Annotated in this window: 23 protein-coding genes; 8 read left to right on the forward strand and 15 right to left on the reverse strand. The window is 66.1% G+C overall.

From position 1 onward, the window contains the following. Window positions 1–651 precede the first annotated feature (651 nt). Entirely contained in the window at window positions 652–2,019 is a 1,368-nt protein-coding gene (purB, locus tag KXV01_RS11895; protein ID WP_049412964.1) for an adenylosuccinate lyase, read from the reverse strand. Window positions 2,020–2,311: 292 nt separating this feature from the next. Here purB and KXV01_RS11900 point away from each other — a divergent pair, with 292 nt between their 5' ends. Then, entirely contained in the window at window positions 2,312–3,739 is a 1,428-nt protein-coding gene (locus tag KXV01_RS11900) for a class II fumarate hydratase (RefSeq protein ID WP_263467816.1), read from the forward strand. A 107-nt stretch (window positions 3,740–3,846) separates the two neighbouring features. Here KXV01_RS11900 and KXV01_RS11905 read toward each other — a convergent pair whose 3' ends face one another. The 7 genes from KXV01_RS11905 to KXV01_RS11935 all read right to left on the reverse strand — a co-directional run bounded on the left by KXV01_RS11905 (window position 3,847) and on the right by KXV01_RS11935 (window position 8,426). Further along, on the reverse strand, window positions 3,847–4,272 hold the full coding sequence (locus KXV01_RS11905) for a hypothetical protein (protein WP_032953534.1): 426 nt from the start codon (window positions 4,270–4,272) through the stop codon (window positions 3,847–3,849). A 107-nt stretch (window positions 4,273–4,379) separates the two neighbouring features. Beyond that, window positions 4,380–4,985, reverse strand: coding sequence for a hypothetical protein (locus KXV01_RS11910; protein WP_099486661.1), 606 nt, complete (start codon window positions 4,983–4,985; stop codon window positions 4,380–4,382). A 29-nt stretch (window positions 4,986–5,014) separates the two neighbouring features. Beyond that, window positions 5,015–5,902 carry a DUF2807 domain-containing protein gene (locus tag KXV01_RS11915; RefSeq protein WP_049412972.1) on the reverse strand — a complete coding sequence of 296 codons (888 nt, stop codon included), beginning with the start codon at window positions 5,900–5,902 and terminating at the stop codon, window positions 5,015–5,017. 25 nt (window positions 5,903–5,927) lie between these two features. After that, window positions 5,928–6,956, reverse strand: coding sequence for an ABC-2 transporter permease (locus tag KXV01_RS11920; RefSeq protein ID WP_263467817.1), 1,029 nt, complete (start codon window positions 6,954–6,956; stop codon window positions 5,928–5,930). Then, entirely contained in the window at window positions 6,953–7,828 is an 876-nt protein-coding gene (locus tag KXV01_RS11925; protein WP_099494545.1) for an ABC transporter ATP-binding protein, read from the reverse strand. Before KXV01_RS11925 ends, KXV01_RS11920 begins: the two co-directional genes overlap by 4 nt. Further along, complete coding sequence (locus tag KXV01_RS11930; RefSeq protein WP_005417481.1) at window positions 7,828–8,187, reverse strand: GntR family transcriptional regulator; 360 nt, start codon at window positions 8,185–8,187, stop codon at window positions 7,828–7,830. The genes KXV01_RS11925 and KXV01_RS11930 overlap by 1 nt, the downstream gene beginning before the upstream one ends. 2 nt (window positions 8,188–8,189) lie before the next feature. Next, a complete protein-coding gene (locus tag KXV01_RS11935) occupies window positions 8,190–8,426 on the reverse strand; it encodes a hypothetical protein (protein WP_049412978.1) in 237 nt (78 codons plus the stop codon). 367 nt (window positions 8,427–8,793) lie between these two features. Here KXV01_RS11935 and KXV01_RS11940 point away from each other — a divergent pair, with 367 nt between their 5' ends. The 5 genes from KXV01_RS11940 to KXV01_RS11960 all read left to right on the forward strand — a co-directional run bounded on the left by KXV01_RS11940 (window position 8,794) and on the right by KXV01_RS11960 (window position 12,754). Then, window positions 8,794–9,381 carry a glutathione peroxidase gene (locus KXV01_RS11940; protein ID WP_061480095.1) on the forward strand — a complete coding sequence of 196 codons (588 nt, stop codon included), beginning with the start codon at window positions 8,794–8,796 and terminating at the stop codon, window positions 9,379–9,381. A 96-nt stretch (window positions 9,382–9,477) separates the two neighbouring features. Continuing rightward, window positions 9,478–10,455, forward strand: a complete 978-nt coding sequence (locus KXV01_RS11945; protein WP_014037761.1) for an FKBP-type peptidyl-prolyl cis-trans isomerase — start codon at window positions 9,478–9,480, stop codon at window positions 10,453–10,455. 23 nt (window positions 10,456–10,478) lie between these two features. Next, complete coding sequence (locus KXV01_RS11950; RefSeq protein WP_049439082.1) at window positions 10,479–11,828, forward strand: UDP-glucose/GDP-mannose dehydrogenase family protein; 1,350 nt, start codon at window positions 10,479–10,481, stop codon at window positions 11,826–11,828. Then, the gene (locus KXV01_RS11955; protein WP_005410256.1) at window positions 11,821–12,063 is read left to right on the forward strand and encodes a SlyX family protein; all 243 of its coding nucleotides are present in this window, start codon (window positions 11,821–11,823) and stop codon (window positions 12,061–12,063) included. The genes KXV01_RS11950 and KXV01_RS11955 overlap by 8 nt, the downstream gene beginning before the upstream one ends. A gap of 10 nt (window positions 12,064–12,073) precedes the next feature. Further along, a complete protein-coding gene (locus tag KXV01_RS11960; RefSeq protein WP_049412985.1) occupies window positions 12,074–12,754 on the forward strand; it encodes a DUF2058 family protein in 681 nt (226 codons plus the stop codon). A 46-nt stretch (window positions 12,755–12,800) separates the two neighbouring features. Here KXV01_RS11960 and KXV01_RS11965 read toward each other — a convergent pair whose 3' ends face one another. The 4 genes from KXV01_RS11965 to KXV01_RS11980 all read right to left on the reverse strand — a co-directional run bounded on the left by KXV01_RS11965 (window position 12,801) and on the right by KXV01_RS11980 (window position 18,851). Next, complete coding sequence (locus KXV01_RS11965) at window positions 12,801–13,988, reverse strand: MFS transporter (protein WP_099495588.1); 1,188 nt, start codon at window positions 13,986–13,988, stop codon at window positions 12,801–12,803. An 86-nt stretch (window positions 13,989–14,074) separates the two neighbouring features. Further along, entirely contained in the window at window positions 14,075–16,759 is a 2,685-nt protein-coding gene (gene metH, locus KXV01_RS11970) for a methionine synthase (protein ID WP_099495587.1), read from the reverse strand. Window positions 16,760–16,816: 57 nt separating this feature from the next. Further along, window positions 16,817–17,908 (reverse strand): homocysteine S-methyltransferase family protein, encoded by a 1,092-nt coding sequence (locus KXV01_RS11975; RefSeq protein ID WP_049412991.1) that lies wholly within the window; start codon window positions 17,906–17,908, stop codon window positions 16,817–16,819. 13 nt (window positions 17,909–17,921) lie between these two features. Then, window positions 17,922–18,851 carry a metalloregulator ArsR/SmtB family transcription factor gene (locus KXV01_RS11980; protein ID WP_049412993.1) on the reverse strand — a complete coding sequence of 310 codons (930 nt, stop codon included), beginning with the start codon at window positions 18,849–18,851 and terminating at the stop codon, window positions 17,922–17,924. Between the two features lie 153 nt (window positions 18,852–19,004). Here KXV01_RS11980 and KXV01_RS11985 point away from each other — a divergent pair, with 153 nt between their 5' ends. After that, a complete protein-coding gene (locus KXV01_RS11985; protein WP_100478387.1) occupies window positions 19,005–20,153 on the forward strand; it encodes an acyl-CoA dehydrogenase family protein in 1,149 nt (382 codons plus the stop codon). A gap of 168 nt (window positions 20,154–20,321) precedes the next feature. After that, window positions 20,322–20,585: a hypothetical protein gene (locus tag KXV01_RS11990; RefSeq protein WP_049415660.1), complete on the forward strand. Its 264-nt coding sequence runs from the start codon at window positions 20,322–20,324 to the stop codon at window positions 20,583–20,585. A gap of 152 nt (window positions 20,586–20,737) precedes the next feature. Here the strand turns inward: KXV01_RS11990 and KXV01_RS11995 are convergent, their stop codons facing one another. From KXV01_RS11995 to KXV01_RS12005, 3 genes are read right to left on the reverse strand one after another with little or no spacing between them, the layout of a single operon-like run. Next, complete coding sequence (locus KXV01_RS11995) at window positions 20,738–23,911, reverse strand: multidrug efflux RND transporter permease subunit (RefSeq protein ID WP_111096614.1); 3,174 nt, start codon at window positions 23,909–23,911, stop codon at window positions 20,738–20,740. A 15-nt stretch (window positions 23,912–23,926) separates the two neighbouring features. Beyond that, window positions 23,927–25,195, reverse strand: coding sequence for an efflux RND transporter periplasmic adaptor subunit (locus KXV01_RS12000; RefSeq protein WP_100478386.1), 1,269 nt, complete (start codon window positions 25,193–25,195; stop codon window positions 23,927–23,929). Beyond that, on the reverse strand, window positions 25,195–25,851 hold the full coding sequence (locus tag KXV01_RS12005; RefSeq protein WP_049415647.1) for a TetR/AcrR family transcriptional regulator: 657 nt from the start codon (window positions 25,849–25,851) through the stop codon (window positions 25,195–25,197). The genes KXV01_RS12000 and KXV01_RS12005 overlap by 1 nt, the downstream gene beginning before the upstream one ends. Between the last annotated feature and the right edge of the window lie 77 nt (window positions 25,852–25,928).

Raw genomic sequence — 25,928 nt, forward strand, 5'->3', positions numbered from 1 at the left:
TGGCGGGCCGCCAAGGCTTCCATTGTCCGCCGTTCGTCGGGATTGCGCACGTGCGGTGGTTTGTCGCGGGGTGTCCGGCCAACGGCGGAGACCCTCGTGGCGGGGTGGTTGGTCGCGCAAAGCGCTGGCTTCATGGGCTGGGCCGGGCGGGGTGGGTTCGCGGGACACGCCGTAAACCCATCCATGGGGGCTCGATGGCGCCATCCATGGCGCCAACGGTCCCGCGAACCCACCCCGCCCGGCCCCTGGCAGTTTCCTGCGTGGCCCGCCACGGAATGGAAGAAGAAGATCAAAGGCAACAGCGGGTCGCGCGCTGCGCTTGCTCATGCCAAAGCAAAAGAGGGACGCGGCGAAGCCGCGTCCCTCTTTCAAATTCCGTCCCGACAACCCCACGCTCTTCGATCCGTCACCGGGAATCTGTCAGAGGTGGGGCGGGAGGGGCCAGCGGGACCGTTGGCGCCATGGATGGCGCCATCGAGCCCCCATGGATGGGTTCACGGCGTGTCCCGCTGGCCCCTCCCGCCCCACCCAGCTAGCAGCAATCCAGAGCCGCTCTTGACGTTGCTGTTGCCGTTGCTGTTGCTGTTGCTGTTGCCGTTGCCGTAGCCTGCCGCAGGCAGCGCCCGCGGCCGCCGCCGCAAAGGAAACCCCTTAAATCTTCTTCGCCAGCGACTCGGCCAGACCGGTGTAGCTGCCCGGGGTCATCTCCAGCAGGCGCTGCTTCGCATCCGCCGGCAGCTCCAGCTCCTGCACGAACGCACGCATCGACTCGGCCGTGATGCCCTGACCACGGGTCAGCGCCTTCAGCTGCTCGTACGGGTTCGGCAGGCCATGGCGGCGCATCACCGTCTGCACGGCCTCGGCCAGCACTTCCCAGGCCGCGTCCAGATCCGCATCCAGGCGCTGCGGGTTCACCTCCAACTTGCCCAGGCCCTTGGCCAGCGAATCCAGCGCCACCTGGCTGTGGCCGAACGCGGTACCCAGCGCACGCAGCACGGTGGAATCGGTCAGGTCACGCTGCCAGCGGCTGATCGGCAGCTTGGCGCTGAAGTGCTCGAACAAGGCGTTGGCGATGCCGAAATTGCCTTCCGCATTCTCGAAGTCGATCGGGTTGACCTTGTGCGGCATCGTCGACGAGCCGACTTCACCTTCCTTCAGGCGCTGCTTGAAGTAGCCCAGCGAGATGTAGCCCCAGATGTCGCGGGCCAGATCGATCAGGATGATGTTGGCGCGGCGTGCGGCATCGCCGATCTCGGCCACGTTGTCGTGCGGCTCGATCTGCGTGGTGTACGGGTTGAATACCAGGCCCAGGCCGGTCACGAAGCGCTCGGCGAAGGCCGGCCAGTCCACGTCCGGGTAGCTGGCCACGTGGGCGTTGTAGTTGCCGACGGCACCGTTGATCTTGCCGGTCAGTTCGACCGCGGCGATCTGCCGGCGCTGGCGTTCCAGGCGAGCGACCACGTTGGCCAGTTCCTTGCCCAGAGTGGTCGGCGAGGCGGTCTGGCCGTGGGTGCGCGACAGCATCGGCTGGCCGGCCTGGGCGTGGGCCAGGCTGCGCAGGGTGCTGGCGATGCCGTCCAGGGTCGGCAGCAGCACTTCACGGCGGGCCTGTTCCAGCATCAGTCCGTAGCTGAGGTTGTTGATGTCTTCGCTGGTGCAGGCGAAATGCACGAATTCCAGTGCCGGGGCCAGTTCGGCGTCGTCCTTCAGCTGTTCCTTGATGAAGTACTCCACCGCCTTGACGTCATGGTTGGTGGTGCGCTCGATCTCCTTCACGCGCGCGGCCTGGGCCGGGCTGAAGCGGGCGGCCAGGTCGCGCAGGCGGGCGACGGCGGCGTCGGAGAACGGCGCCAGTTCGACGATGCCCGGTTCGGCGGCCAGCGCCAGCAGCCATTCCACCTCGACCGTGATGCGGGCCTTGATCAGGCCGTATTCGGAGAAGATCGGGCGCAGCGCGTCGACCTTGCCGGCGTAGCGGCCATCGAGCGGGGACAGGGCGAGCAGGGCGGAATCGGACATGTCGGCAGGGCTGGGACGAGCGGCGGGGCCGATATTCTACGACGTGCCGGTCAGCTAGTGCCGCCCGCTGGCCGGCAACCACGCCCGGCCCACTCCGCCATGGCTTGCCGGCCGGCGGCCGGCACTACCTTGCGCGCGCACAACGGCCGTGCGGACGGAACGTTCTGGCCCGTCCTCGTCATCCCACGCTGCGGGCAAGGGAGTATCGTTGGCGCAGCCGCCAGCCCGGGAAGCGACACCCTGCCAGCCGCCGCTTCCCTTTCCCCAACTGAAGTAGTGCGGAGTTGATGCAATGAGCAAAGCTGCAAGCAAGGGTTTCAGAATCGAACACGACAGCATGGGCGAGCTGCAGGTGCCTGCGGACGCCCTGTGGGGCGCCCAGACCCAGCGAGCCGTACAGAACTTCCCGGTGTCGGGCCAGCACATGCCGCGCGGTTTCATCCGCGCGCTGGGCCTGGTCAAGGGCGCGGCCGCGGGCGTCAACGCGGAGCTGGGACACCTGCCGAAGACCGTGGCCAAGGCCATCCAGACCGCTGCCGCCGAAGTGGCTGCCGGCAACTGGGACGCGCACTTCCCGATCGATGTCTACCAGACGGGTTCGGGCACGTCGTCGAACATGAATGCCAATGAGGTCATCGCCACCCTGGCCAACCGTGCCGGCAAGGCGGGCAAGACCACCGTGCATCCCAATGACCACGTCAACCAGGGGCAGAGCTCCAACGACGTGATTCCGACCGCATTGCGCGTGTCGGCGGTGCTGGCCACGCACGAACAGCTGCTGCCGGCGCTGGTGCACCTGCGCAAGACCCTCGACAAGAAGGGCCGCAGCCTGCGCAAGGTGGTCAAGACCGGCCGTACCCACCTGATGGACGCGATGCCACTGACCTTCGAGCAGGAGTTCGGCGCATGGTCGGCACAGCTGGCTTCGGCGCAGGAGCGCATCGAAGACAGCCTCAAGCGCGTGCGCCGCCTGCCGCTGGGTGGCACCGCCATCGGCACCGGCATCAACGCCGACCCGCGTTTTGGCGCGCAGGTAGCCAAGGCACTGAAGCAACAGACCGGTTTCAAGTTCGACAGCGCCGAGAACAAGTTCGAAGGCCTGGCCGCGCAGGATGATGCGGTGGAGCTGTCCGGCCAGCTCAATGCACTGGCCGTGGCGCTGATCAAGATCGCCAATGATCTTCGCTGGATGAACGCCGGTCCGCTGGCCGGGCTGGGCGAGATCGAACTGCCGGCACTGCAGCCGGGCAGCTCGATCATGCCGGGCAAGGTCAACCCGGTGATTCCGGAAGCGACCGTGATGGCCTGCGCGCAGGTGATCGGCCACCACACGGCAATCACCGTGGCCGGGCAGACCGGCAACTTCCAGCTCAACGTCACCCTGCCGCTGATTGCGGTGAACCTGCTCGATGGCATCGGCCTGCTGGCCAATGTGTCGCGGCTGCTGGCCGACAGCGCGATCGCCGGGCTGAAGGTGCGCGAGGACCGTGTGGCCGAAGCGCTGGCGCGCAATCCGATCCTGGTCACGGCATTGAATCCGATCATCGGCTACGAGAAGGCCGCGGCCATTGCCAAGCGTGCCTACAAGGAACAGCGCCCGGTGCTGGACGTGGCGCTGGAAGACAGCGGGCTGGAGGAGGCCGAATTGCGGCGCCTGCTGGATCCGACCGCACTGACTGCCGGTGGCATCCACGCTGGGGGCGGTGGGGGCGGCGGTTGATGCGCCGGTCGTAGGGCCGAGCCCGTGCTCGGCTGCTTCCTGGACCTGAGCCGAGCATGGGGTCGGCTCTACAAGAGGAAACGCCGCCCAGGGGCGGCGTTTCTGCTTCAGCGACGGTCGGCGACGATGTTGCCGAACGTGTCGGTGTAATCCTTGAACTCGGGGATGCGCTGGACCAGGTCCGCCGGGATCACTTCCATGCCCTCCGGCGGCTGGATCTTCACCGGTTGCATGTTGGGATCGGCCGGGGCGGCGACCAGGGTGTTCTGGCGCAGCACCTGCAGCCTGCCGAACATCGTCTGCAGCATCTGCTTCTGCCCTTCGTCCAGCGGGATCTGGATCTCGTCCACCTTCATCGTGCCATCGCCGAGGATGATGATGTTCGGTGCCGGCGGGCGACGCACGGTCACCATGCCTTCGCTGACGGAAATCTTGGGCTTGCCGCGCTCGGCGCGGTGGTTGCGGTAATCCTTGTCACAGCCGACCAGGCCCAGGCAGAGCAGGGCGGCCAGCAGCAGGAACAACTTCTTCATGGCATTCGGTTCGGGGGGCGTCCGGGGCCGACATTGTAAGCCGGTCGGCACGTGACGGCCGGCAGCGGGGCGCCGCTGCCGGCCGGGTGCGCTGATCTGTCACAGGCCTAGCGCTGGACCACGGTGTCCTTGCCGCAGTCGTCGACGTCACTCTGGTCCATCGTGGCGTAGGGCTTGAAGGCGGGCAGCGATGCGGCCAGCGCCTGCTGGCTGGCCAGCATCGCCGGCATGCGGTTGCAGATGCGCTTGGCCTGGGCTTCGATCTTCTCCGCCTCGGCATTGATCCGCTTCTCGATGCCCTCGCTGTCGCCGCTGAAGATGCCCTTCAGGGCCTCTCCGGCAGCACTGGCGCCGAGCTTGGCACCGGCCAGGCCGACATCCATGCCGTCCATTGCAATGGCGACCACGTGGCCGCGGTACTCCTGCAGTTGGCGGCGCTGGGTTTCGTTGGCGGCCACTTCCTTGCCGGCGATCAGCAGGCGGCCATCCGGGGTGATCTCGGCACGCGGCTGCTTGTCGGCCGAGATCTTGATGTTGCCCTGGGTGATGTCCTTGCGGGCATCGTCCATGGCCTCCTTGACCGTCTGGCCGACCCCGCTGGTCGCGTCGGCCACGCTTTTGCCGACGGTGGTATCCGGCGTGGAGGACGTGCCGCCGCAGGCGATCAGCGGCAGGCACAGCAGGGTGGCAGGCAGCACGCGCAGCAGATTCATGGCAGTTCCCTCGATCGGTCAGGTAGTGGTTACTTCTTACGGGGCAGGGTGACGGTGCCGCTGACGTTGCGGTGGCCGACATCGCCGCTGCCGCTGTGGTCGACGGTCAGGCTGCCGCGCACGCCATCGACCTGGATGTCCCCCGAGCCGTGGCTGCGTACATGCACATTGCCGCCGATGTCGGACAGATCAACATCGCCCGAGCCGACCACACCGACCTCGACGTTGCCTTGCACGCGCTTGAACCCGATGTCGCCGGAACCGACCGTGTCCAGTCGTGCGTTGCCGCGGACATCGCTGATCTTCAGGTCACCCGAACCGACAGTGCCGGTGACCGCATCGCCACCGATGTTGCGCACCTTGACGTCGCCGGAACCCAGCGAAAGCAGGTTCAGCGAACTGCCGCCATCAATGTCCAGGTCGCCCGAACCCACCGCTGCGTGGATGCTGCCGCGGGTACCACGCACGATGGCATCACCAGATCCGACGTCCACGCTCAGCGATTGTGCATTGTCCACGCTGGCATCGCCGGAGCCGACCTTGAACTGCAGCGGCAGGTTGTCCGGCACACTGCCACGGATGTCCAGCCAGGCGTAGCTGTTGCCCAGGCTGATGCCGCTCTGGCGGCCGTCGCGGCGCAGGCTCACCACCAGCTTGTCGCCCACCTTGCGCTGGTCCAGTACCAGCTGCTCCAGCCATTCCTGGCTGGACGCGCAGGCGCGGCCGTCCAACTGGCCGCCGCCGGCGCTGGCGACCACCTTCAGGTCATGCTGGTTGACCTCGAATACCACCGCTTTGGCACCGGCCACGTCCAGCTTCAGCGCGCGGGCAGCGGTGAACTTGCAGTTCGGAGCATCGGCGGCCAGCGCCGACAGCGGCAACAGCAACAACGCAGAACAGGCGAGCAGGGAACGCATGGGTGGTGCCTCCGGGTGGATGGAATCAGATCTCGCCGGCGCGCTTGCGCAGGCGGATGGCAAGGACGATGAACACGGCGCCGACGGCAGCACCGATCCACAGTTCCGGCATCGCCAGTGACTTCAGCTGCGAGGCCGGCGACATCAGGCTGACCACCGATTCGAGGTCGCGACGCGTGCCTTCCTCGGCGCTGAGGCGATACACCAGGTCCGTGCCCGGTACGCCGCCCAGCAGCAGCCGGCCAACGATGTTCTGCCAGAACCAGCCCGTGGTCAGGCCGATCAGCGGCATCACTTTGGTGGTGCTGACGATGACGCCGGCGAACAGCGGCAGCATCACCGCCCACAGGAACGGCTTGCTGCGGGCCCAGGCCGAGCACAGCAGCAGCCAGCCGGCGGTGGGCAGGGCCCACAGGGCGTAGACCGGGATCCAGGCAAGGTGGCCGGCGGCCAGGGTCAGCGGGCTGGCCGGGCCCCAGATCAGGGTCATCGGGCTGCCGCCGTGCATCAGCGCTACGATGCTGATCACCAGCATGAAGCCGAACATGGTGATGATGCCGGCAATCACCGCGATCAGTGGGGCCACGATCAGTGCGCTGATCACCTTGGACAGCACGGTCTGGGTATCCGACAGCGGCAGTGACTTCCAGAACAGGATGCTGCGGTCGCGGCGGTCGTCGTACAGGGCACCCAGACAGTAGAAAAACACCACGAAGGCCAGTACCAGGAACGGCCAGGCCGAGCTGAGCACCAGGGTCAGGTCGAGGCCGTTACCGAGGTCAGCCAGGTCCTTGGCACTGATGTCGCGGGTCAGCAGGGCCAGGTCCAGGCCGTTGACGTTCACGTCTTCGCCGTCGATGTGCAGGCCACCATCACGCGCGGCCCGGTGCAGGGCGAACAGGCCGAAGGCGATGCCGACGGTGCTCATCACCAGCGAGATCAGGCCGGCGATCAGCGGTGCATACAGGAAACCGCCACGGTTCTCCCAGTACTCGCGCTTGAGCAGCCAGCGCAGGGTGCCCATCGGGCTGACGGGGTGGTTGACGGCATTCATGCGTAGGTCCCCTTCATGATGGCGACGAACAGATCGGCCAGGCCCGGGCTGCGGGTCTCGCCAAGGGTAGAGAGCTGGGTACGCGGCACGCCGTCGAACAGCATCACGGTCTTGCCGAACGCCAGGCTGCGCTCGTCGATCGGCTTCAGCGCACGCGCGGTCTCCAGCTGGTCGGCATTGACCAGCAGCTCGGTGTAGCGCTGGCCGACGTCGTCCATGTCCGCGTCGAGCACGATGCGGCCATCACGGATGAACATGACGTCGCTGAGGATGTGCTCGATCTCTTCCACCTGATGGGTGGTGACGATGATGGTCTTCTGTTCGTCGAAATAGTCCTCCAGCAGGCGCTGGTAGAACTCCTTGCGATAGAGGATGTCCAGGCCGAGAGTGGGCTCGTCCAGCACCAGGATGCGGGCGTCGATGGCCATCACCAGCGCCAGGTGCAGCTGCACGATCATGCCCTTGGACAGTTCGCGCACGCGCTGCTTCGGTTGCAGCTTGGTATTGGCCAGGAAGCGCTCGCAGCGGGCGCGGTCGAAGCGCGGGTGGACGCCGGCGACGAAGTCGATCGCCTCGCGCACCTTCAGCCAGCGCGGCAGCACGGCGACGTCGGCGATGAAGCAGATGTCATTCATCAGCGCGTCGCGATGCAGTCGCGGATCCCGGCCGAGCACGCTCAGGTCGCCTTCCACCGAGGTGAGGCCGAGGATGGCCTTCAGTGCGGTGGTCTTGCCGGCGCCGTTGGGGCCGATCAGGCCGACGATGCGCCCGCTCGGAATGCTGAAGCTGGCGTTGTCGAGGGCTACCGTGGTCTTGTAGGCCTTGCGCAGGCCTCGCGCGGTGATGACTGGTTCGCTTGCAGTGCTGTTCATCAGACGTTCCCCTGGGGCAGCAATTCGTCAAGGCTCAGGCCCAGGCGCTGGATGCGCTCCAGCACCGCGGGCCATTCTTCGTTGAGGAAGCGCTCGCGCTCGCTGCTGCGCAGCTGCGTGGCCGCCTGCTCGGTCATGAACATGCCCAGGCCGCGGCGCTTCTCGACCAGACCTTCATCGGCCAGTTCCTGGTAGGCGCGCGAAACGGTGATGGGGTTGAGTTGATAGTCGGCGGCCACCTGGCGCACCGAAGGCAGGGCATCGCCCGGCTTCAGGATTCCGTCGAGCATCATGGCGATCACGCGCTCCTTCAATTGACGGTAGATGGGAGCGCCGTCGCTCCACTGGATGTCGCTCATATTCAGCTCCGTGGGGTCAGCGGCTGGGCGAACGAGAAATACGGCATGGACAGGGAGCTGTGCAGCCGACGCGGGGGAGGGGGGGAGGAATCGGCGTTCCCGGCCGGTGCAGCGGTCGCATCCTGCGCACCGTCGGGAGAGGCGGGGGCGCTGGGGGTGGCCAGCCAGGCCAGCACGATCAGGGTCGAAACGGCAGCGGCCGCGGGTGCGGTGAGGTTGCGACGGATGCGGGCGTTCATGGCTTCCCCCTGTCTCAGGTGACTGGTGTTGTATGCAACTATAACACCGGCACGCCTGGGTGCAACCCCCTGCCGTCCCCAACTGATGGCAGGGGTGGTCAAAATGCTGAAATATCCACTTATCCAATTGATTGGCAAGGGAAATAAGATTGATGTGCGGGCTGACCCAGTTCCGCCTGCCATTCAGTGTTGTCCATGCTATGTCATCACTGCCCCGTCGCTGGTGGGTCCAGCGGGAAGACGCCACGCCGCGCAAAGCCGCTGGCGCTTGCCGCAACAAGGGGGGGGCGAGGGGCGGTGCTATAGTTCGGCCGATTCCCGGCCGCTACCGGCCGGCCCTGTGAATGGCTACCGCGGACCGCTCTCGATGCCCCTGCCGACCGTTATCCCGCGCCGCCTGCGCGGCCTATCCCTGCTGACCCTGCTGGTGGCCGGCCTGGCCGGTTCCGCCCATGTGCTGGCGGCCGATCTGCTGGACCTGGAGTACCGCCCACTGGCCAGCAAGCAGCAGGTCAACCTGCAGCAGCGCTACCACGGGCAGGTACTGCTGGTGGTCAATACCGCCAGCAAGTGCGGCTATACCCCTCAGTACGAGGGCCTGGAGGCGCTGCAGAAGCGTTATGCCGGCCGCGGCTTTGCCGTGCTCGGTTTCCCGTCCAACGATTTCAAGGGCCAGGAGCCCGGTGACGAGAAGCAGATCCAGGATTTCTGCACGCTCACCTACGGCGTCAGGTTCCCGATGTTCGAGAAGGTGCATGTCGTCGGTGCACAGGCCACGCCGCTGTACCAGAGGCTGACCGCGGCCACCGGCGTGGCGCCGGGCTGGAACTTCCACAAGTACCTGGTCGGCCGCGATGGCAAGGTCATCGCCCAGTTCGCCAGCAAGGTGACGCCGGACGATCCGCAGCTGACCGCCGCCATCGACAAGGCGCTGGCCGCAGCCGCCACGCATTGATATCCGGCACGGATGCCTCGACATCGACGGCATGCGTGCGACAATGTTTCTTTTCGCGCCGACGTCGGCGCCCAGACACTTCCAGGAATGCAGCGAATGAAGATGGGAATGCGCGGCGCCGCGGCGTCGGTTCTGATTCTGGCGATGGGCACTTCGGGTGTCGCTCTGTCGCAACAACCGGCTGCCCCCGCAGCCGCCAAGGAGACCGCAACCTTGAATTCCCCCAAGCAGAAGCTCGGCTACGCCATCGGCCTCGATGTCGCCAAGTCGTTCACCCCGATCGCCGATGAGATCGATGTGGCCGCGCTGCGCACCGCCGTGGAGCGTTCGTTCGAAGGCCTGCAGCCGCAGATCACCCAGGAACAGGCCAAGGCCACCGATGCCGCGTTGCGCCAGGTCGTGATGGCCCGCAGTGGCCAGCAGGTGCCGGGCATGGCGCCGGGTTCGCAGCCGCCGAAGGTCGATCGCGTCAAAGTGTCGCAGATGATCGGTTCGTACTCGGTCGGCCCGTCGCTGGCACAGCTGAAGGACGACATCGATGTCGCCTCGTTGTTTGACGCGATCAGCACCGGCCTGAGCAAGGGCCAGCCGAAGATGACGGAAGCTGACGCGACCGCCACCATCCAGGCCTTCATGGGCAGCAAGCAGGCCGAAATGCAGGCCAAGGCCGCCGCTGCCGCGCAGACCAACCGCGAGGAAGGCAACGCGTTCCTGGCCAAGAACAAGACCCAGCCGGGCGTGGTGACCACCCCGTCTGGCCTGCAGTACCAGATCATCCGCCCAGGTAGCGGCGAGCGCCCGCTGCCGAGCAGCAAGGTGCGCGTGAACTACGAAGGCAAGCTGCTCAACGGCACCGTGTTTGACAGCTCCTATGGCCGCCAGCCGGCCGAGTTCGGCCTGGACCAGGTGATCAAGGGCTGGACCGAAGGCGTCGCGCTGATGCCGGTCGGGTCGAAGTATCGCTTCTGGATCCCGGGTGAGCTGGCTTACGGTGAGAACGGGACCCCGGGTGGCCCGATCGGCCCGAATGCGACTCTGACCTTCGACGTCGAGCTGCTGGGCGTCCTGCCGTAAGCGACCACGGAGCCTGCACGGACATGCGCGTTGCGATTTTCGGTACCGGTTATGTAGGGCTGGTGACCGGTACCTGCCTGGCCGACGTCGGCCACCAGGTGGTCTGCGTCGATATCGACCAGGCCAAGGTCGATGGCCTCAACCAGGGCATCATCCCGATCTATGAGCCGGGCCTGGAGCCGATGGTGAAGGCCAACCACGCCGCGTCGCGGCTGGTGTTCACCACCGATGCCGCGGCCGCGATCGGCCACGGCCAGGTCGTGTTCATCGCCGTCGGCACGCCGCCGGACGAGGATGGCAGTGCCGATCTGCAGTACGTGCTGGCTGTGGCCCGCACCATCGGCCGGCACATGAGCGTGCCGACCGTGGTGGTCAACAAGTCGACGGTGCCGGTGGGCACCGCCGACAAGGTGCGTGCCGCCATTGCCGCAGAGTTGGCGGCACGTGGCGCGGACATCGCCTTCGATGTGGTGTCCAACCCGGAATTCCTGAAGGAAGGCGACGCTGTCGCCGACTGCATGCGCCCGGATCGCATCATCATCGGCGCGACCAGCGCCGAGTCGGTGGCGGTGATGCGGCGCCTGTACGCGCCGTTCAACCGCAACCACGACCGCGTGGTGGAAATGGACGTGCGTTCGGCCGAGTTGACCAAGTACGCCGCCAACGCGATGCTGGCGACCAAGATCTCGTTCATGAACGAGATCGCCAACATCGCCGAGCGTGTCGGTGCCGACGTAGAGCAGGTCCGCCAGGGCATCGGCTCGGATCCGCGCATCGGCTGGCATTTCATCTACCCGGGCGCCGGTTATGGCGGCTCGTGTTTTCCCAAGGATGTGCAGGCACTGGCCCGCACCGCGCAGCAGGCCGGGCTGGAGCCGAAGCTGCTGAACGCCGTGGAAGCGGTCAACGATGCGCAGAAGGGCCATCTGTTCACCCTCATCCAGCGTCATTACGACAAGGGTGAAGACGAAGGTGTGCGTGGCAAGACCTTTGCCGTGTGGGGCCTGGCGTTCAAGCCGAACACCGATGACATGCGCGAAGCCTCCAGCCGTCGCCTGCTGGCGCAGCTGTGGGAAGGCGGCGCGATGGTACGTGCCTACGATCCGGAAGCGATGCACGAGTCGCAGCGCATCTTCGGCGAACGCGATGACCTGGTGTTCTGCAGCAGTGCCGACGAGGCGCTGCAGGGGGCCGATGCACTGGTCGTGGTGACCGAGTGGAAGCAGTTCCGCAGCCCCGATTTCCAGATGCTGCGCGAGCAGTTGAAGGACGCGGTGGTGTTCGACGGCCGCAACCTGTATGAGCCGGCGGATGTGGAAGCGGCGGGCCTGGCGTACTACGGCATTGGCCGGGGGCGCTCGCTGCATGTCTGATCTGCTGCCAACCGAACGCGAGCAGGCGCTGGAAGCGCGCCTGGTCGAACTGGAAATGCGCGTGTCCTTCCAGGAACAGGCGCTGGCCGAACTGAGCGATGCGCTGGCCGATGCCCGCATGCAGGGCATGCGCAACGCCGACGTGCTGCGCGTGCTGCTGGAAGATCTGGGCAAGGTCCGCAACGCGCTGAATTCTTCCGATCCGGCGAGCGAACCGCCGCCGCCGCACTACTGATCCGAATCCTATGAGCGATACCCTCCGCGACCAGCTGATGGGCCTGGGCTTCAAGCCTGCGCCCAAGCCCGAGCGCAAGAATGATGGCCCCCGCCGTGACGGTCGCCCGCAGGGCAAGGGTGGCAACAGCAATGGAAAGCCGCAGGGCGCTGGCAAGGGCGAGCACAAGCCCGGCGAGCGTCGTGGGCATGGCCATGGCGGCCCGGGCAAGCCCGGCCAGTCACGTGGCCCGGGCCAGCAGGGCCCGCGCAAGCCGCGCAGCGCCGAAGAGATGGACCTGGCCAAGGCCTACGCCATCCGCGCGCAGAAGGAAAAGGAAGAGCGCATCGAGACCGAGCGCCTGAAGCAGGAAGAGGCGCGTGTGCGCCGCGAGGCCAAGGCCAAGCTGGAAGAACTGCTGAAGGACAAGAGCCTGAACTCGGAAGCGGCCGATATCGCCCGCCACTTCCCGTATGGCGGCAAGATCAAGCGCATCTATGTGACCGCCGAACAGCTGACCGCGCTCAATGCCGGCGAGCTTGGGGTGGTCCAGCTCAATGGCCGCTACCTGCTGGTGACCGCCGAAGTGCTGGCGCAGTCCGAGGCGGTGTTCGCTGCTTCGGTGGCGCTGAAGGTCGATCCGAATGCGCCGGCCGAGGAAGATCCGTACGCGGACCCGCAGTACCAGGTGCCGGACGACCTGGTCTGGTAGACCGACCTTATGGACGATCACGACGCCGGGCATTGCCCGGGGTTCTTCATTTGGGACGGACGGAATAGCGGCGCGCGCGTATCAGCGGCAGGCTCAGCGCGAAGAAACAGAGCAGGGCGCCCATCAGGGCGAAGCCGCTGCCGGCCAGGAACGCGGTGCGGCCGTCGTCGATCTTCCACAGTTGGCCGGCAATGAGCGCGCCCAGCACACCGCCGACACCGGACGAAAAGCCGTACAGCAATCCTTGGCCGTGGCCGTTGAGACGACCGGGGAAATAGGTCGCCAGCATCTGCATCGCTGCAGCGAAGAACGCCGCAAAGCCCAGCGCGTGCGCGGTCTGAGCCAGCAGCATCACCGGCAGGTTCTCCGGGAACAGCGCGGTCACGGCCCAGCGCAGGCAGGAACTGACCAGCGCGATCAGCAGCATCCAGCTGGCGTCGTAGCGGCGGAAGAAGCGGCCGATGGTGAAGAACACGCCCACTTCGAAGACCACGCCGATGGTCCACAGCAGGCCGAGGGTGGAGGTGCGGTAACCGTGATGGTCCATGTAGACCGAAAAGAACGTGTAGTACGGGCCGAACGACAGCTGTTCCATGAAGGCGGCCAGGAAGAAGGCCAGCACCGGCGGTCGGCGCACGATCTGCCAGAAGCCGCTGGCGTCACCCGCCGTTTTGCCGATGTCGCGCGCGTAGTGGTTGCTGAAGGCCGAGGCAACCAGCAGCACGAACAGGGGCAGCATCATCCACGGCAACAATCCGGCGTGGTTGCCGGCGTCATCGCCTTCGATCAGCCAGCCGAACAGGGTGGCCACGGCGATGAAGCCGAGCGAGCCCCAGACCCGGATCAATCCGTAACGATGGCTGTCGTTGCCCAGGTGGGTGAGGGTGATCGACTCGAACTGCGGCATCACCGCGTTGTAGAAGAAGCAGAACACGATCATCGCCGGGTACATCCACGGCTGCGGCAGTGGCAGCAGGAAGGCAGCGAAGCTGAGCAGGGTCAGCACGCAGCCGACGCGCAGCAGGCGGATCGGTCGCGGTGAGGCGGCCGCCAGCGAGGTCCAGGTACTGGGTGCGATCACGCGGGTGGCGTACCACAGGCCCATCATCACGCTGATCGCGGTCACGCTCATGCCGCGCGCGGTCAGGAACAGGCTCCAGTACGGCGTGAACGCGCCGAGCGCCGCGTAGTAGAACAGGTAGAAACTTGAGAGGCGGGCAACGGGAACGGTCATCGTGGAATGATGAGGCAAAAAGGGGACGGAGGGGATTAAGTCGCGAATGCATAAGCGACTTAATCCCCTCAGTCCCCTTTTTTGTGTCATTCGGGGTCGTAGTCGAGATTGGAGGCCAGCCAGCGTTCGGCCTGGGCGCGGTCCACGCCCTTGCGCCGGGCATAGTCGGTGACCTGTTCGCGGCTGAGCCGCCCGACAACGAAGTACTGGCTCTGCGGATGGCTGAAGTAGTAGCCCGAGACAGCGGCCGTGGGCAGCATCGCGAAGCTCTCGGTCAGTTCCATGCCAGCGTTCTTCTCAGCCTGCAGCAGGTCGAACAGGCGGCGCTTCTCGCTGTGCTCGGGGCAGGCGGGGTAGCCCGGTGCCGGACGGATGCCGCGGTACTGCTCGTCGATCAGGGCTTCGTTGTCCAGCGTCTCGGCGCGGTCGTAGCCCCAGAATTCGGTACGCACGCGCTGGTGCAGGCGCTCGGCCAGCGCCTCGGCGAAGCGGTCGGCGAGGGCCTTCAGCAGGATCGCGTTGTAGTCGTCATGCTCGGCCTCGAAGCGCGCGACGTGGGCGTCGATGCCGATGCCTGCGGTGACCGCGAACGCGCCGATCCAGTCCTGCTTTCCGCTGTCGGCCGGTGCAATGAAATCGGCCAGGCAGAAATCCGGGCGTTCGGCTGGCTTGTCCACCTGCTGGCGCAGGAAGTGCAGGGTGGTTTCGCCCTGTGCGTGCTGCACGCGGACATCGTCGCCGATGCTGTTGGCCGGCCACAGGCCGAACACGGCCTTGGCCGTCAGCCATTTCTCGCCGACGATGCGCTCGAGCATCGCACGGGCATCCTTGTACAGCTCGCTGGCCTGGGTGCCGACGATCTCGTCGGTGAGGATGGCCGGGAACTTGCCGGCCAGCTCCCAGGCCTGGAAGAACGGCGTCCAGTCGATGTAGTCGACCAGTTCGGCCAGGGGATAGTCGTCGAATACGTGCAGGCCGGGCTGATTCGGTGCCGGTGGAGTGTAGTTGTCCCAGCCGCCCTGGAATTTCTGCCCGCGCGCATGTTCCAGCGTGACCAGCCGCTTGGCGTCGCCCCGGTTGCGGTGGCGTGCGCGGATTTCGGCATAGTCGGCTTCGTTGGCGGCAACGAAGGCCTCGCGCAGATCACGCGAGATCAGCGACTGCGCCACGCCAACCGCGCGCGATGCATCCTTCACCCACACCGTCGGCGCCTTGTAGTGCGGGTCGATCTTCAGCGCGGTGTGCGCACGCGAAGTGGTCGCACCCCCGATCAGCAGCGGCAGGTCGAAGCCCTGGCGCTCCATCTCGCGGGCGACGTGGCTCATCTCCTCCAGGGACGGGGTGATCAGCCCGGACAGGCCGATCAGGTCGGCGTTGTGCTCGCGGGCGGCATCGAGGATCTTCTGCGCCGGCACCATCACGCCGAGGTCGACCACGTCGAAGTTGTTGCAGGCCAGGACCACGCCGACGATGTTCTTGCCGATGTCATGCACATCGCCCTTCACCGTGGCCATGATGATCTTGCCGTTGCTCCTGGCGGTGTCACCGCTGCGCGACTTCTCGGCCTCGATGTAGGGCAGCAGGTAGGCCACCGCCTTCTTCATCACGCGCGCGGATTTCACCACCTGTGGCAGGAACATCTTGCCGGCGCCGAACAGGTCGCCGACGATGTTCATGCCGTCCATGAGCGGTCCTTCGATCACGTCCAACGGGCGACTGGAGGCCTGCCGGGCCAGTTCGGTGTCTTCCTCGACGAAGGCATCCAGGCCGTGTACCAGGGCATGCGCCAGGCGTTGGGCCACCGGCTTTTCGCGCCAGGCCAGGTCTTCGGTCTTCGCCGCGCCCTTCTTGCCCTTGTAGCGCTCGGCGATCTCCAGCAGGCGCTCGGTCGCATCGCTTCGGCGGTTGAGGATCACGTCCTCGACGCGCTCGCGCAGGTCAGGCTCCAGTTCGTCGTAGATCGGCATCGCGCCGGCGTTGACGATGCCCATGTCCATGCCGGCGGCAATGGCGTGGTAGAGGAACACCGAGTGGATGGCCTGGCGCACCGTTTCGTTGCCGCGGAACGAGAACGAGACGTTGGAGACGCCACCGGAGACATGGCAGTAGGGCAGGGTCTGCTTGATGATGCGGGTGGCTTCGATGAAGTCCACCGCGTAGTTGTCGTGCTCTTCGATGCCCGTAGCGACGGCGAAGATGTTCGGGTCGAAGATGATGTCCTGCGGCGGGAAGCCGATCTCGTCGACCAGGATGCGGTAGGCGCGGGTGCAGATCTCGACCTTGCGCGCACAGGTGTCGGCCTGCCCGGCCTCGTCGAACGCCATCACCACTGCCGCGGCGCCATAGCGCAGCACCTTGCGCGCGTGCTCGCGGAACAGCGCTTCGCCTTCCTTCAGCGAGATCGAGTTGACCACGCTCTTGCCCTGCAGGCATTTCAGGCCGGCCTCGATCACGCTCCACTTGGAGGAGTCGACCATCACCGGGATGCGCGCGATGTCCGGCTCGGACATGATCAGGTTGAGGTAGCGCGTCATCGCCGCTTCCGAATCGATCAGGCCCTCGTCCATGTTGACGTCGAGGATCTGCGCGCCGCTGGCCACCTGCTGGCGGGCCACGTCCACCGCCTCCTCGTAGCGGCCCTCCTTGATCAGCTTGCGGAACTGCGCGCTGCCGGTGACGTTGGTGCGTTCGCCGACATTGATGAACAGCAGGTCCGGGGTGATGACCAGCGGTTCCAGGCCGGACAGGCGGGTAGGGCGGACAGGCGTCATGGCAGGCGTCGGCTCAACAGCAGTAGGGCGGGAAGTGCGGGACGGTGGCGGCAACGTTCATGCGGCCTGCTCCCGGGTGCCGGGCAGTGCGCGCGGCGGCAGTCCGGCCACGGCATTGGCAATCGCACGGATATGCTCGGGGGTGGAGCCACAGCAGCCGCCGACCAGGTTCAACAGGCCATCCTCGGCGAAGCCGCGCAGGGTGGTGGCCATCTCTTCAGGGGTTTCGTCGTACTCGCCGAACGCGTTGGGCAGGCCGGCGTTGGGGTGGGCGCTGACATGACAGTCGGCGACCTGCGAGAGGGTTTCCACATGTGGGCGCATCGCATCGGCGCCCAGCGCGCAGTTCAATCCGATCGACAACGGTCGGGCGTGGGCGAGCGATGCATGGAAGGCCTCGGCGGTCTGCCCGGACAGGGTGCGACCGGAAGCGTCGGTGATGGTGCCGGAGATCATCACCGGCAGCCGCGCGCCGCGCGCATCGAACGCTTCCTCCAGCGCATACAGCGCGGCCTTGGCGTTGAGCGTGTCGAAGATGGTCTCGACCATGAGGGTATCGGCGCCGCCGTCGATCAGGCCCTCGATGGCTTCGCGGTAGGTGTCGCGCAGCTCGTCGAAGCTGGTGTTGCGGAAGCCCGGATCGTTGACGTCAGGGCTGATCGAAGCGGTGCGGCTGGTCGGGCCGATCACCCCGATCACGAAGCGCGGTTTGTCCGGCGTGGTGGCCTCGACCGCATCGCAGCAGGCGCGCGCGACGGCTGCGCCGGCCTTGTTCAGCTCATACACCAGGTGTTCCAGGTGGTAATCGGCCTGGCTCACCGAGGTGGCGTTGAACGTGTTGGTTTCCACCAGGTCGGCGCCGGCCAGCAGATAGGCGGTATGGATGTCGGCAACGATCTGCGGGCGGGTCAGCAGCAGCAGATCGTTGTTGCCCTTCAGGTCGTGACCCTCGGGCGCGGCGTGGTCGCAGCCGGGTCCATGGGCATGGTCGTAACCACCGGCGAAGCGCTCGCCGCGATAGTCCTGCTCCTGCAGCCCGTGGCGCTGGATCATCGTGCCCATCGCACCATCGATGATCAGGATCCGCTCGCGCAGGGCATCGAGCAGGGCGTTGGCACGATCAGGATGCAACCAGGGCAGGGCGGGCATGGCGGTCTCTGGCTCAGGGCTTGTTGGCGATCAGCGAAATCACTTCGAAGTGCGGCGGACGCTTCTCGCGCGTGACCGTCTCCAGGCTGGACACCTGCAGGCCGGCCTTGTCGACGAACCTGCGCAGCTCCTTGTCGCTGAAGCCGAGGTTGACGTGGCCGTAGGCTTCCACCGCGGCCTTGTGTTCGTGGCGGGCCAGGCTGCACAGCAGCAGGCGGCCGCCGGGGCGCAGTACGCGTGCAGCTTCGGTCACCGCCTGCGCCGGTTTGCTGGCGTAGGTCAGCGCATGCATCAGCACCACCAGGTCGAAGCTGGCATCCTTGAACGGCAGGGCATGCATGTCGCCCTCGCGCACTTCCACATTGGGCAGCCGCCGCAGGCGCTCGCTGGCGGCGGCGACCACGCGCGCGCTGGTATCGATGCAGATGTAGCGCTTGGAATGCGGGGCAACCAGTTCGGCCAGCACGCCATCACCAGAGGCGATATCCAGCACGTCGCCGGTCTCAAGCAGCGGCAGCGCGGTGCGTGCCAGCGCCTCCCAGGTACGGCCCGGAGAGTAGTGGCGTTCCATGTCGCCGGCCACGCTGTCGGCCCAGTTCTGGTCGGAGGCGCGGTGGGCCAGCACGGCGGCCACGCGTTCAGCGTCTTGGCGCAGCAGCGGGTCATCGCTTCCGTTGCTCAAGGCATGCCACAATGCACGCTGCGCCGGGTCCAACTGGGCCTCGTCGAAGCGGTAATAGGCCGACACGCCGGCGCGGCGGTCGCGGACCAGCCCGGCTTCCTTCAGGCGTGCCAGGTGGGTGGACACGCGCGGCTGCGCCAGCCGGGTGATCGCCGACAGTTCGGCCACGGTCAGTTCCTCCTGCTCCAGCAGCGCCAGCAGGCGCACGCGAGTGGCATCGGCGAACACCTTCAGGCGGGTCGACCAGTCTTCCAGATCCATAAACATCTACCTATCGCGATATAGAGATATATTCGCTGAAGGGGCCTGTCGCGGTCAAGTCGCCAGCGTACGGAAACTGCCGGGCCCCGGTACAATCGCAGCACCTGGGCGCGCCGTATGCGGCCCATAACTTCATGTACCCGGGAGGGTGTTGTGGATTTCAGCTTTACCGAAGAGCAGTTGATGCTGCAGGACGTTGCGCGGCGCATCGCGCAGGAAAAGATCGCCCCCAGTGCGGAGCACCATGACCGCACCGGCGAGTTCCCGCTGGACAACATCCGCCTGCTGGGCGAGAACGGCCTGATGGGCATTGAAGTGCCGACCGAATACGGCGGTGCGGGCATGGACCCGGTTGCGTACGTGCTGGCGATGGTGGAGGTCGCCGCCGCCGACGCAGCCCATTCGACCATCATGTCGGTCAACAATTCGCTGTTCTGCAACGGCATCCTGACCCACGGTACCGAGCATCAGAAGCAGACCTACGTACGTGCCATCGCCGAAGGTACGTCCATCGGCGCGTTCGCGCTGACCGAGCCGCAGTCCGGTTCCGATGCCACCGCCATGCGCTGCCGCGCGGTGAAGCAGGCCGACGGCACCTTCGTCATCAATGGCAAGAAGAGCTGGATCACCTCCGGTCCGGTGGCCAAGTACATCGTGCTATTCGCGATGAGCGAGCCGGACAAGGGCGCGCGCGGCATCACCGCCTTCATCGTCGATACCGACAAGGCCGGTTTCGGTCGTGGCAAGACCGAGCCCAAGCTGGGCATCCGCGCCTCGGCCACCTGCGAGATCGAGTTCAACGATTACGTGGCGCAGGCCGAGGACGTGCTGGGCCAGGAAGGCGAGGGCTTCAAGATCGCCATGAGCGTGCTCGATGCCGGTCGCATCGGCATCGCTTCGCAGGCCATCGGCATCGCCCGTGCCGCCTATGAAGCGACGATCGAATACGTCAAGGAGCGCAAGGCATTCGGCGCGGCCATCGGTACCTTCCAGATGACCCAGGCCAAGATTGCCGACATGAAGTGCAAGCTGGATGCAGCGCTGCTGCTGACGTTGCGCGCGGCTTGGGTGAAGGGCCAGGGCAAGCGCTTCAGCAATGAGGCTGCCATTGCCAAGCTGACCGCCTCCGAGGCGGCAATGTGGATTACCCACCAGGCCGTGCAGATCCATGGCGGCATGGGGTATTCCAAGGAAATGCCGCTGGAGCGCTACTTCCGTGATGCCAAGATCACCGAGATCTACGAAGGTACTTCGGAGATCCAGCGCCTGGTGATCGCCCGCAACGAAACCGGGCTGCGCTGAGTCGCCTGGCCGCGCCGCCGCAATGGCGGCGCGGCGGTGGGTCCACGCCATCCGTGGATGATGGTCATCCGGATGACGTCATTGCCGTTGGCCTGCGGAGACGCATGCTGCTCTAATGCAGTCCGTTTCTTCGAGGATGACGACGTGATCTATCGCGGTTGGGGAATCATGACGCTGGTGACGCCGATTGCAGCGATCCTGCTGCTGGCGTACTTCTTTCCGCATGACGGCCCCAGGGGCAATACCCCGCTGTCACAGGTTCTGTTGGGCGCGGGCCTCGGCGCAGCGGTGAACGTGGTGCTGGGCCTGTGGCTCAACCGTGCGCCGCGGCAGAAGGGGGAGGCCGCGCCCCACCATTTCTTCTTCGTGCCCATGCAGTGGGCCTCGCTGATTCTGGTGGCGGTGTGCGCCGTGGTCGCGGTGATGCGCTGAGGCGGTGCCCGAACAGCGCCAACCCAGGTTGACGGATATCGGCCACGCCGTTGTTCCGGTAGATGCCAACCTTGGTTGGCATGAATTTGACTGTGGCAAGAAAAAGGCCCCGGATCGCTCCGGGGCCTTTTCGTTCTCAGCGCACAGCCGGATCAACGATCCGGACGGTGTGCGGCATCCGCGTCGCGCTGGCGTTCCATGAACTCCTTGGACGGTTCGTCCAGCTTGTCGCCGAGCATGCGGCGCACGACGACGAAGAACACCGGGATCATCAGCAGGCCGAGCAGGGTGGCGAACAGCATGCCGCCGATCACGCCGGTACCGATGGCGTGGCGGGAGTTGGCGCCGGCACCGGTGGAGATCGCCATCGGGATCACGCCCATGATGAACGCGAACGACGTCATCAGGATCGGGCGGAAACGCAGGCGCGCCGCTTCGATGGTGGCATCACGCAGGCTCTTGCCTGCTGCGCGCTGCTCCACCGCGAATTCCACGATCAGGATCGCGTTCTTCGCCGCCAGGCCGATCACGGTGATCAGGCCGATCTTGAAGAACAGATCGTTGGGCAGGCCGCGCAGCATCGACAGGCCGAGGGCACCCAGCACGCCCAGCGGCACCACCAGCAGCACCGCCACCGGGATCGACCAGCTTTCATACAGGGCGGCCAGGCACAGGAACACCACCACGATGGACAGCACCAGCAGCAGGGTCGCAGCGTTGCCGGCCAGGATTTCCTGGTAGGACATGCCCGACCAGTCGTAGCCGAAGCCGGCCGGCAGGTCGTCGTTGACGATGCCTTCCATGGTCTGCATCGCCTCACCCGAGCTGGTGCCCGGTGCCTGCGAACCGACGATGTTGATCGCCGAGTAGCCGTTGTAGCGGCTCAGTGACGGCGGCGCCGACACCCATTCGGACTTGACCACCGTGTTGAGCGGGATCATCGCGTTGGTGCCATCGGCGTTCTGGGTCAGGGTGGAGGGGCTGTAGAAGCTCTTCAGCGATTCCTGGCCGGTGCGGTACGGGCCATCGGCCTGCATGGTCACGCGCTTGATGCGGCCCTCGTAGAAGAAGTCGTTGACGTACACCGGGGCCAGCATCAGCTGGATGGTGCTGTACACGTCCGACACCGACATGCCCATCGACTGCGCCTGCACGCGGTCCACGTGCAGCTGCAGCTGCGGCGCGTTCTCCAGACCGTTGGGGCGCACGCCAACCAGGTGGTCCGGCTTCTGCGCGGCCTGGCCGAGCAGGATGTTGCGGGCCTGGGTCAACTGTTCGTAGCCGGCACCGCTACGGTCCTGCAGCCACATGTCAAAGCCACCGAACTGGCCGAGGCCCTGCACGGTGGGCAGGTTGACCACGAAGATCTGCGCTTCCTTGATGCCGTAGAACGCGCCGTTCATGTTCTGGATGAACTCGGGCGCGGTGAACTTGCGTTCCTCCCACGGCTTCAGGCGGATGAAGCCCATGCCCACGTTCTCGCCGGAACCGACGAAGCTGAAGCCGGCCACCTGCAGCATGCCTTCATAGCCATCCTGCTTTTCCAGGATGCCACGCATCTGCGCGAACACTTCGTTGGTCTGGCCCTTGGTCGAGCCCGGCGGCAGCTGCACGATCGCCAGCGCATAGCCCTGGTCTTCTTCCGGCAGGAAGCTGCCCGGCATGCGGGTGAACAGGAATCCACACAGCGCGGTCAGCACCACGAACAGGATCATCCAGCGCGGCGCATGGCGCACCGCAGAGGTGATGTGGCCCACATAGGTGTGGCTGATCTTGTCGTAGTACTTGTTGAAGGTGCGGTAGACGATGTTCGGGTTGTCGTTGTGCGTCGGCTTGAGGAAGGTCGCGCACAGCGCCGGGGTGAAGCCCAGGGCCAGGAACGCCGAGAATGCCATCGAGATGGCGATGGTCAGCGCGAACTGCTTGTAGATCTCGCCGGCGGCACCGCCCTGCAGGGCGGAGGGGATGAACACCGCGGCCAGCACGACGGTGATCGCCACCACCGCACCGGTGATCTGGGTCATCGCCTTCTGCGTGGCCGGCTTGGGCGCCAGGCCCTCCTCGGTCATGATGCGTTCGACGTTCTCGATCACCACGATCGCGTCGTCGACCACGATGCCGATGGCCAGCACCATCGCGAACAGGGTCAGCTGGTTGATCGTGAAGCCGATCATCCACATGCCCAGGAAGGTACCAAGCAGGGCGACGGGGATGACCAGGGTCGGGATCAGGGTCGCGCGGAAGTTCTGCAGGAAGATCAGCATCACCAGGAACACCAGCAAGACCGCTTCAAACAGGGTCTTGACCACTTCCTGGATAGAGATCTTGACGAAGGTGGTGCTGTCGTACGGCGAGAACCAGGTGACCCCGGCCGGGAAGCTGGGCTGCAGCTCGTCCATCTTGGCGCGCACCGCTTCGGCCACGTTCAGGGCGTTGGCGCCCGGCAGCAGCTGGATGGCGAAGGCGCCGGTCGGCTTGCCGTTGTACTGGGTGTCGAAACCGTAGTTGTTGGCACCGAAGGCAACGCGGGCGATGTCCTTCAGCAGCACGCGCGAACCGTCAGCATTGGCGCGCAGGATGATGTTCTCGAACTCCTGCGGGGAGCTGAAGCGGCCTTCGGCCGAGACCGTGGCGGTGAAGTGCTGGCCTTCCGGCGACGGGTCCGAACCCAGTGCGCCGGCGGCGAACTGCACGTTCTGTGCACGCACCGCGGCCAGCACCTGGCTGGCCGACAGGCCGTAGCCCTGCATCTTCTCCGGGTTCAGCCAGATGTTCATGGCGTACTCGGAACCGAACTGCTGCGTGCTGCCGACGCCGGGGATGCGCGAGACCTGGTCGAGCACGCGCGAACCGACGATGTCGTTCAGGGCGTCACGGTTGATGGTCGGGGTGTCGGACTGCAGCGCCACCACCATCAGGAAGCCGGCGTTGGCCTTGGCCACCACCACGCCCTGCTGGGTCACTTCCGATGGCAGGCGTGGCGTGGCCAGCGAGACCTTGTTCTGCACCTGCACCTGGGCGATGTCCGGATCGGTACCGGTCTCGAAGGTCAGGGTGATCTGTGCACGGCCGTTGGAGGCGGACGAGGAGCTGAAGTACAGCAGGTGATCGATGCCGGTCAGCTGCTGCTCGATCACCTGGGTGACCGACTTTTCCGTGGTATCGGCGCTGGCGCCCGGGTAGGTCGCCGAGACGGTGACCTGCGGCGGGGCGATGTTGGGATAGGACTCCACGCCCAGGTTGAGGATCGCGATCACGCCGCTGAGCGAGATCAGGATCGCAACCACCCAGGCGAAGACTGGATGCTCGATGAAAAATTTAGGCATGACGGAAGGTTCCCGTTACTGCTTGTTCGAATCGGTGGCGGCCGGCTTGGCCGCATCGGCCTGCTCGGGCTTGGCCGCGTCGGCCGGTGCCTTGCCCGCAGCCGGTGCAGCGCCCGCCGGGGCGGCGCCGCCTGCGGCCGGCTTGCCGTTGGCGTCCTGGCCCGGGGTCCACGGCTTGGCCACCGCCGGTGCACCTTCCTTGACCTTCTGCACGCCGGCCACGATCACCTTGTCGCCAGCGGCGAGGCCGTCGCTGACCAGCCAGTTGCCGTTCTGCGCGCCATCGGTCTTCACGTTCTTGCGCACGACCTTGCCGTCGGTGCCGACCACCATCACGTAGCCGCCGGTGGTATCGCGCAGCAGGGCCTGCTGCGGCACCAGGAACGCGTTGTTGCGCTCGCCCAGGTTGGCCTGGAAGCTGACGAAGGCGCCCGGCAGCAGGATCTGCTGCGGGTTCGGCAGCAGCGCGCGCAGCGACACGGCGCCGGTGGCCGGGTCGACCGTGGTCGAGGAGAAGTCCAGCGTGCCCGGCTCGCTGTAGGTGCTGCCATCGGCCAGCTTCACGGCCACCGTGGCCTTGCCGTCGCCGGACAGCGCCAGCGCGCCCTTGGCCTGCTGCGCACGCAGCTGGGTCAGCTCGTCCACGCTCAACGAGAAGTTGACGTACAGCGGGTCGAGCTGGTCGACGGTGGTCAGCAGGGTCACATCGCCCTGGCCCACCAGCGCGCCCTCGGTGACCTGCTGCTTGTTGGCCACGCCACTGATCGGCGCGGTCACTTCGGCATAGCCGAGGTTGATCCGCGAGGAGGTCACTGCCGCTTCGGCCTGCTTGACCGCGGCCAGCGCGGTGCGCTCGGCCGATTCGGCGTTGTCCAGGTCGGACTTGGAGACGAACTGCTGCGGGGCCAGCGAGCGTGCGCGGTCGGCGGCGACCTTGGCGTTGGCGTAGGTCGCGCGGGCCGAGGCCAGCTGGGCCTCGGAGGCGTTGAGCGAGGCACGCAGCGGCGCCGGGTCGATCAGGAACAGGGTCTGGCCCTGCTTGACCTGCGAGCCTTCCTGGTAGACGCGCTTGAGCAGCACGCCGGGCACGCGTGCGCGGACGTCGGCGCTGCGGAACGGCGACAGGCGGCCGACCAGCTCGCGCTGCAGCGGCAGGGTCTGCGGCTTGGCGTCGATCACGCCCACCTCCGGCGGCGGGGGCGTTTGCTGTTCCGGCTTCTTGCAGGCAGCCAGCGCGACAGCAACGGCGCACGTCAAGGCAAGGGTGCGGAGTGGGGCGGTCATCAGGAGGAACTCCGGGGTTGGTTTGTAGACGGGGCCGGCGACGGCTGAGGCGCGAACGCGCGCAGGAAGCTGTCGACGGAGAACTCTGCCCAGCGCCGACGCAAGACCGCGTCATCACGATGGGGGGTATGGAAGCGCTGTTTGTCGAAATCCTGACCGGCGATCATGCTCAGCAGCAGTTCGGCCATGAAGTGCGGGTCGTCATGCCGGAGCTGGCCCTGCATGCAAACGGTTTCAATCCATTCAGCAAGATGAAGCGTCAGTGCGCCGGCGCCATGCCGGTACAGCGTACGCGCCTCTTCGGGAAACTGGGCCGCGTCGGCGGCGATCAGCCGGCAGGCCTGGCCCACGTGCGGTTGGTTGAAGTGCTCCAGGAAGTCGGTGGCGAACTGGAGCAGGCTGGCACGCAGGTCGTCACTGCGGAGTGCACGAACCATGGCCCCGGTGGCGTGGCCGACGTGGCGCTGCATTACCCGGCGCAGCAGTTGCTGCTTGCTGCCATAGCGCGAGTAGAGGGTCTGCTTGGAACAGCCGGCATGCTGGGCCACCGCGTCCATGCTCATCTGCATGCCCTGCTGGGCCAGCAGTTCGCGTACGGCGTCGAACACACGCTCATCGCGTGCATCGAGGGCAACGGGGAGGTAGGCCGGGTTCACGCGGTGGACTATACCGTCCAGTTCAGGATTGTGGAATCGCATCGGCGTCGCCGCGTGTGTCTTCCGGTAACACGTTT

Source organism: Stenotrophomonas sp. Ps181, assembly GCF_025697425.1.
Taxonomy (GTDB): Bacteria; Pseudomonadota; Gammaproteobacteria; order Xanthomonadales; family Xanthomonadaceae; genus Stenotrophomonas; species Stenotrophomonas sepilia.

What these genes read in the sequence shown, in the direction of transcription:
- KXV01_RS11995 (WP_111096614.1), bottom strand. Translation starts at nt 23,911, where the DNA reads ATGCCTAAATTTTTCATCGAGCATCCAGTCTTCGCCTGGGTGGTTGCG.
- KXV01_RS11960 (WP_049412985.1), top strand. Translation starts at nt 12,074, where the DNA reads ATGAGCGATACCCTCCGCGACCAGCTGATGGGCCTGGGCTTCAAGCCT.
- KXV01_RS11975 (WP_049412991.1), bottom strand. Translation starts at nt 17,908, where the DNA reads ATGCCCGCCCTGCCCTGGTTGCATCCTGATCGTGCCAACGCCCTGCTC.
- KXV01_RS12000 (WP_100478386.1), bottom strand. Translation starts at nt 25,195, where the DNA reads ATGACCGCCCCACTCCGCACCCTTGCCTTGACGTGCGCCGTTGCTGTC.
- KXV01_RS11935 (WP_049412978.1), bottom strand. Translation starts at nt 8,426, where the DNA reads ATGAACGCCCGCATCCGTCGCAACCTCACCGCACCCGCGGCCGCTGCC.
- purB (WP_049412964.1), bottom strand. Translation starts at nt 2,019, where the DNA reads ATGTCCGATTCCGCCCTGCTCGCCCTGTCCCCGCTCGATGGCCGCTAC.
- KXV01_RS11965 (WP_099495588.1), bottom strand. Translation starts at nt 13,988, where the DNA reads ATGACCGTTCCCGTTGCCCGCCTCTCAAGTTTCTACCTGTTCTACTAC.
- KXV01_RS11930 (WP_005417481.1), bottom strand. Translation starts at nt 8,187, where the DNA reads ATGAGCGACATCCAGTGGAGCGACGGCGCTCCCATCTACCGTCAATTG.
- KXV01_RS11945 (WP_014037761.1), top strand. Translation starts at nt 9,478, where the DNA reads ATGAAGATGGGAATGCGCGGCGCCGCGGCGTCGGTTCTGATTCTGGCG.
- metH (WP_099495587.1), bottom strand. Translation starts at nt 16,759, where the DNA reads ATGACGCCTGTCCGCCCTACCCGCCTGTCCGGCCTGGAACCGCTGGTC.
- KXV01_RS11920 (WP_263467817.1), bottom strand. Translation starts at nt 6,956, where the DNA reads ATGAATGCCGTCAACCACCCCGTCAGCCCGATGGGCACCCTGCGCTGG.
- KXV01_RS11905 (WP_032953534.1), bottom strand. Translation starts at nt 4,272, where the DNA reads ATGAAGAAGTTGTTCCTGCTGCTGGCCGCCCTGCTCTGCCTGGGCCTG.
- KXV01_RS11910 (WP_099486661.1), bottom strand. Translation starts at nt 4,985, where the DNA reads ATGAATCTGCTGCGCGTGCTGCCTGCCACCCTGCTGTGCCTGCCGCTG.
- KXV01_RS11925 (WP_099494545.1), bottom strand. Translation starts at nt 7,828, where the DNA reads ATGAACAGCACTGCAAGCGAACCAGTCATCACCGCGCGAGGCCTGCGC.
- KXV01_RS11955 (WP_005410256.1), top strand. Translation starts at nt 11,821, where the DNA reads ATGTCTGATCTGCTGCCAACCGAACGCGAGCAGGCGCTGGAAGCGCGC.
- KXV01_RS11980 (WP_049412993.1), bottom strand. Translation starts at nt 18,851, where the DNA reads ATGGATCTGGAAGACTGGTCGACCCGCCTGAAGGTGTTCGCCGATGCC.
- KXV01_RS11990 (WP_049415660.1), top strand. Translation starts at nt 20,322, where the DNA reads ATGACGCTGGTGACGCCGATTGCAGCGATCCTGCTGCTGGCGTACTTC.
- KXV01_RS11950 (WP_049439082.1), top strand. Translation starts at nt 10,479, where the DNA reads ATGCGCGTTGCGATTTTCGGTACCGGTTATGTAGGGCTGGTGACCGGT.
- KXV01_RS11940 (WP_061480095.1), top strand. Translation starts at nt 8,794, where the DNA reads ATGCCCCTGCCGACCGTTATCCCGCGCCGCCTGCGCGGCCTATCCCTG.
- KXV01_RS11900 (WP_263467816.1), top strand. Translation starts at nt 2,312, where the DNA reads ATGAGCAAAGCTGCAAGCAAGGGTTTCAGAATCGAACACGACAGCATG.
- KXV01_RS11915 (WP_049412972.1), bottom strand. Translation starts at nt 5,902, where the DNA reads ATGCGTTCCCTGCTCGCCTGTTCTGCGTTGTTGCTGTTGCCGCTGTCG.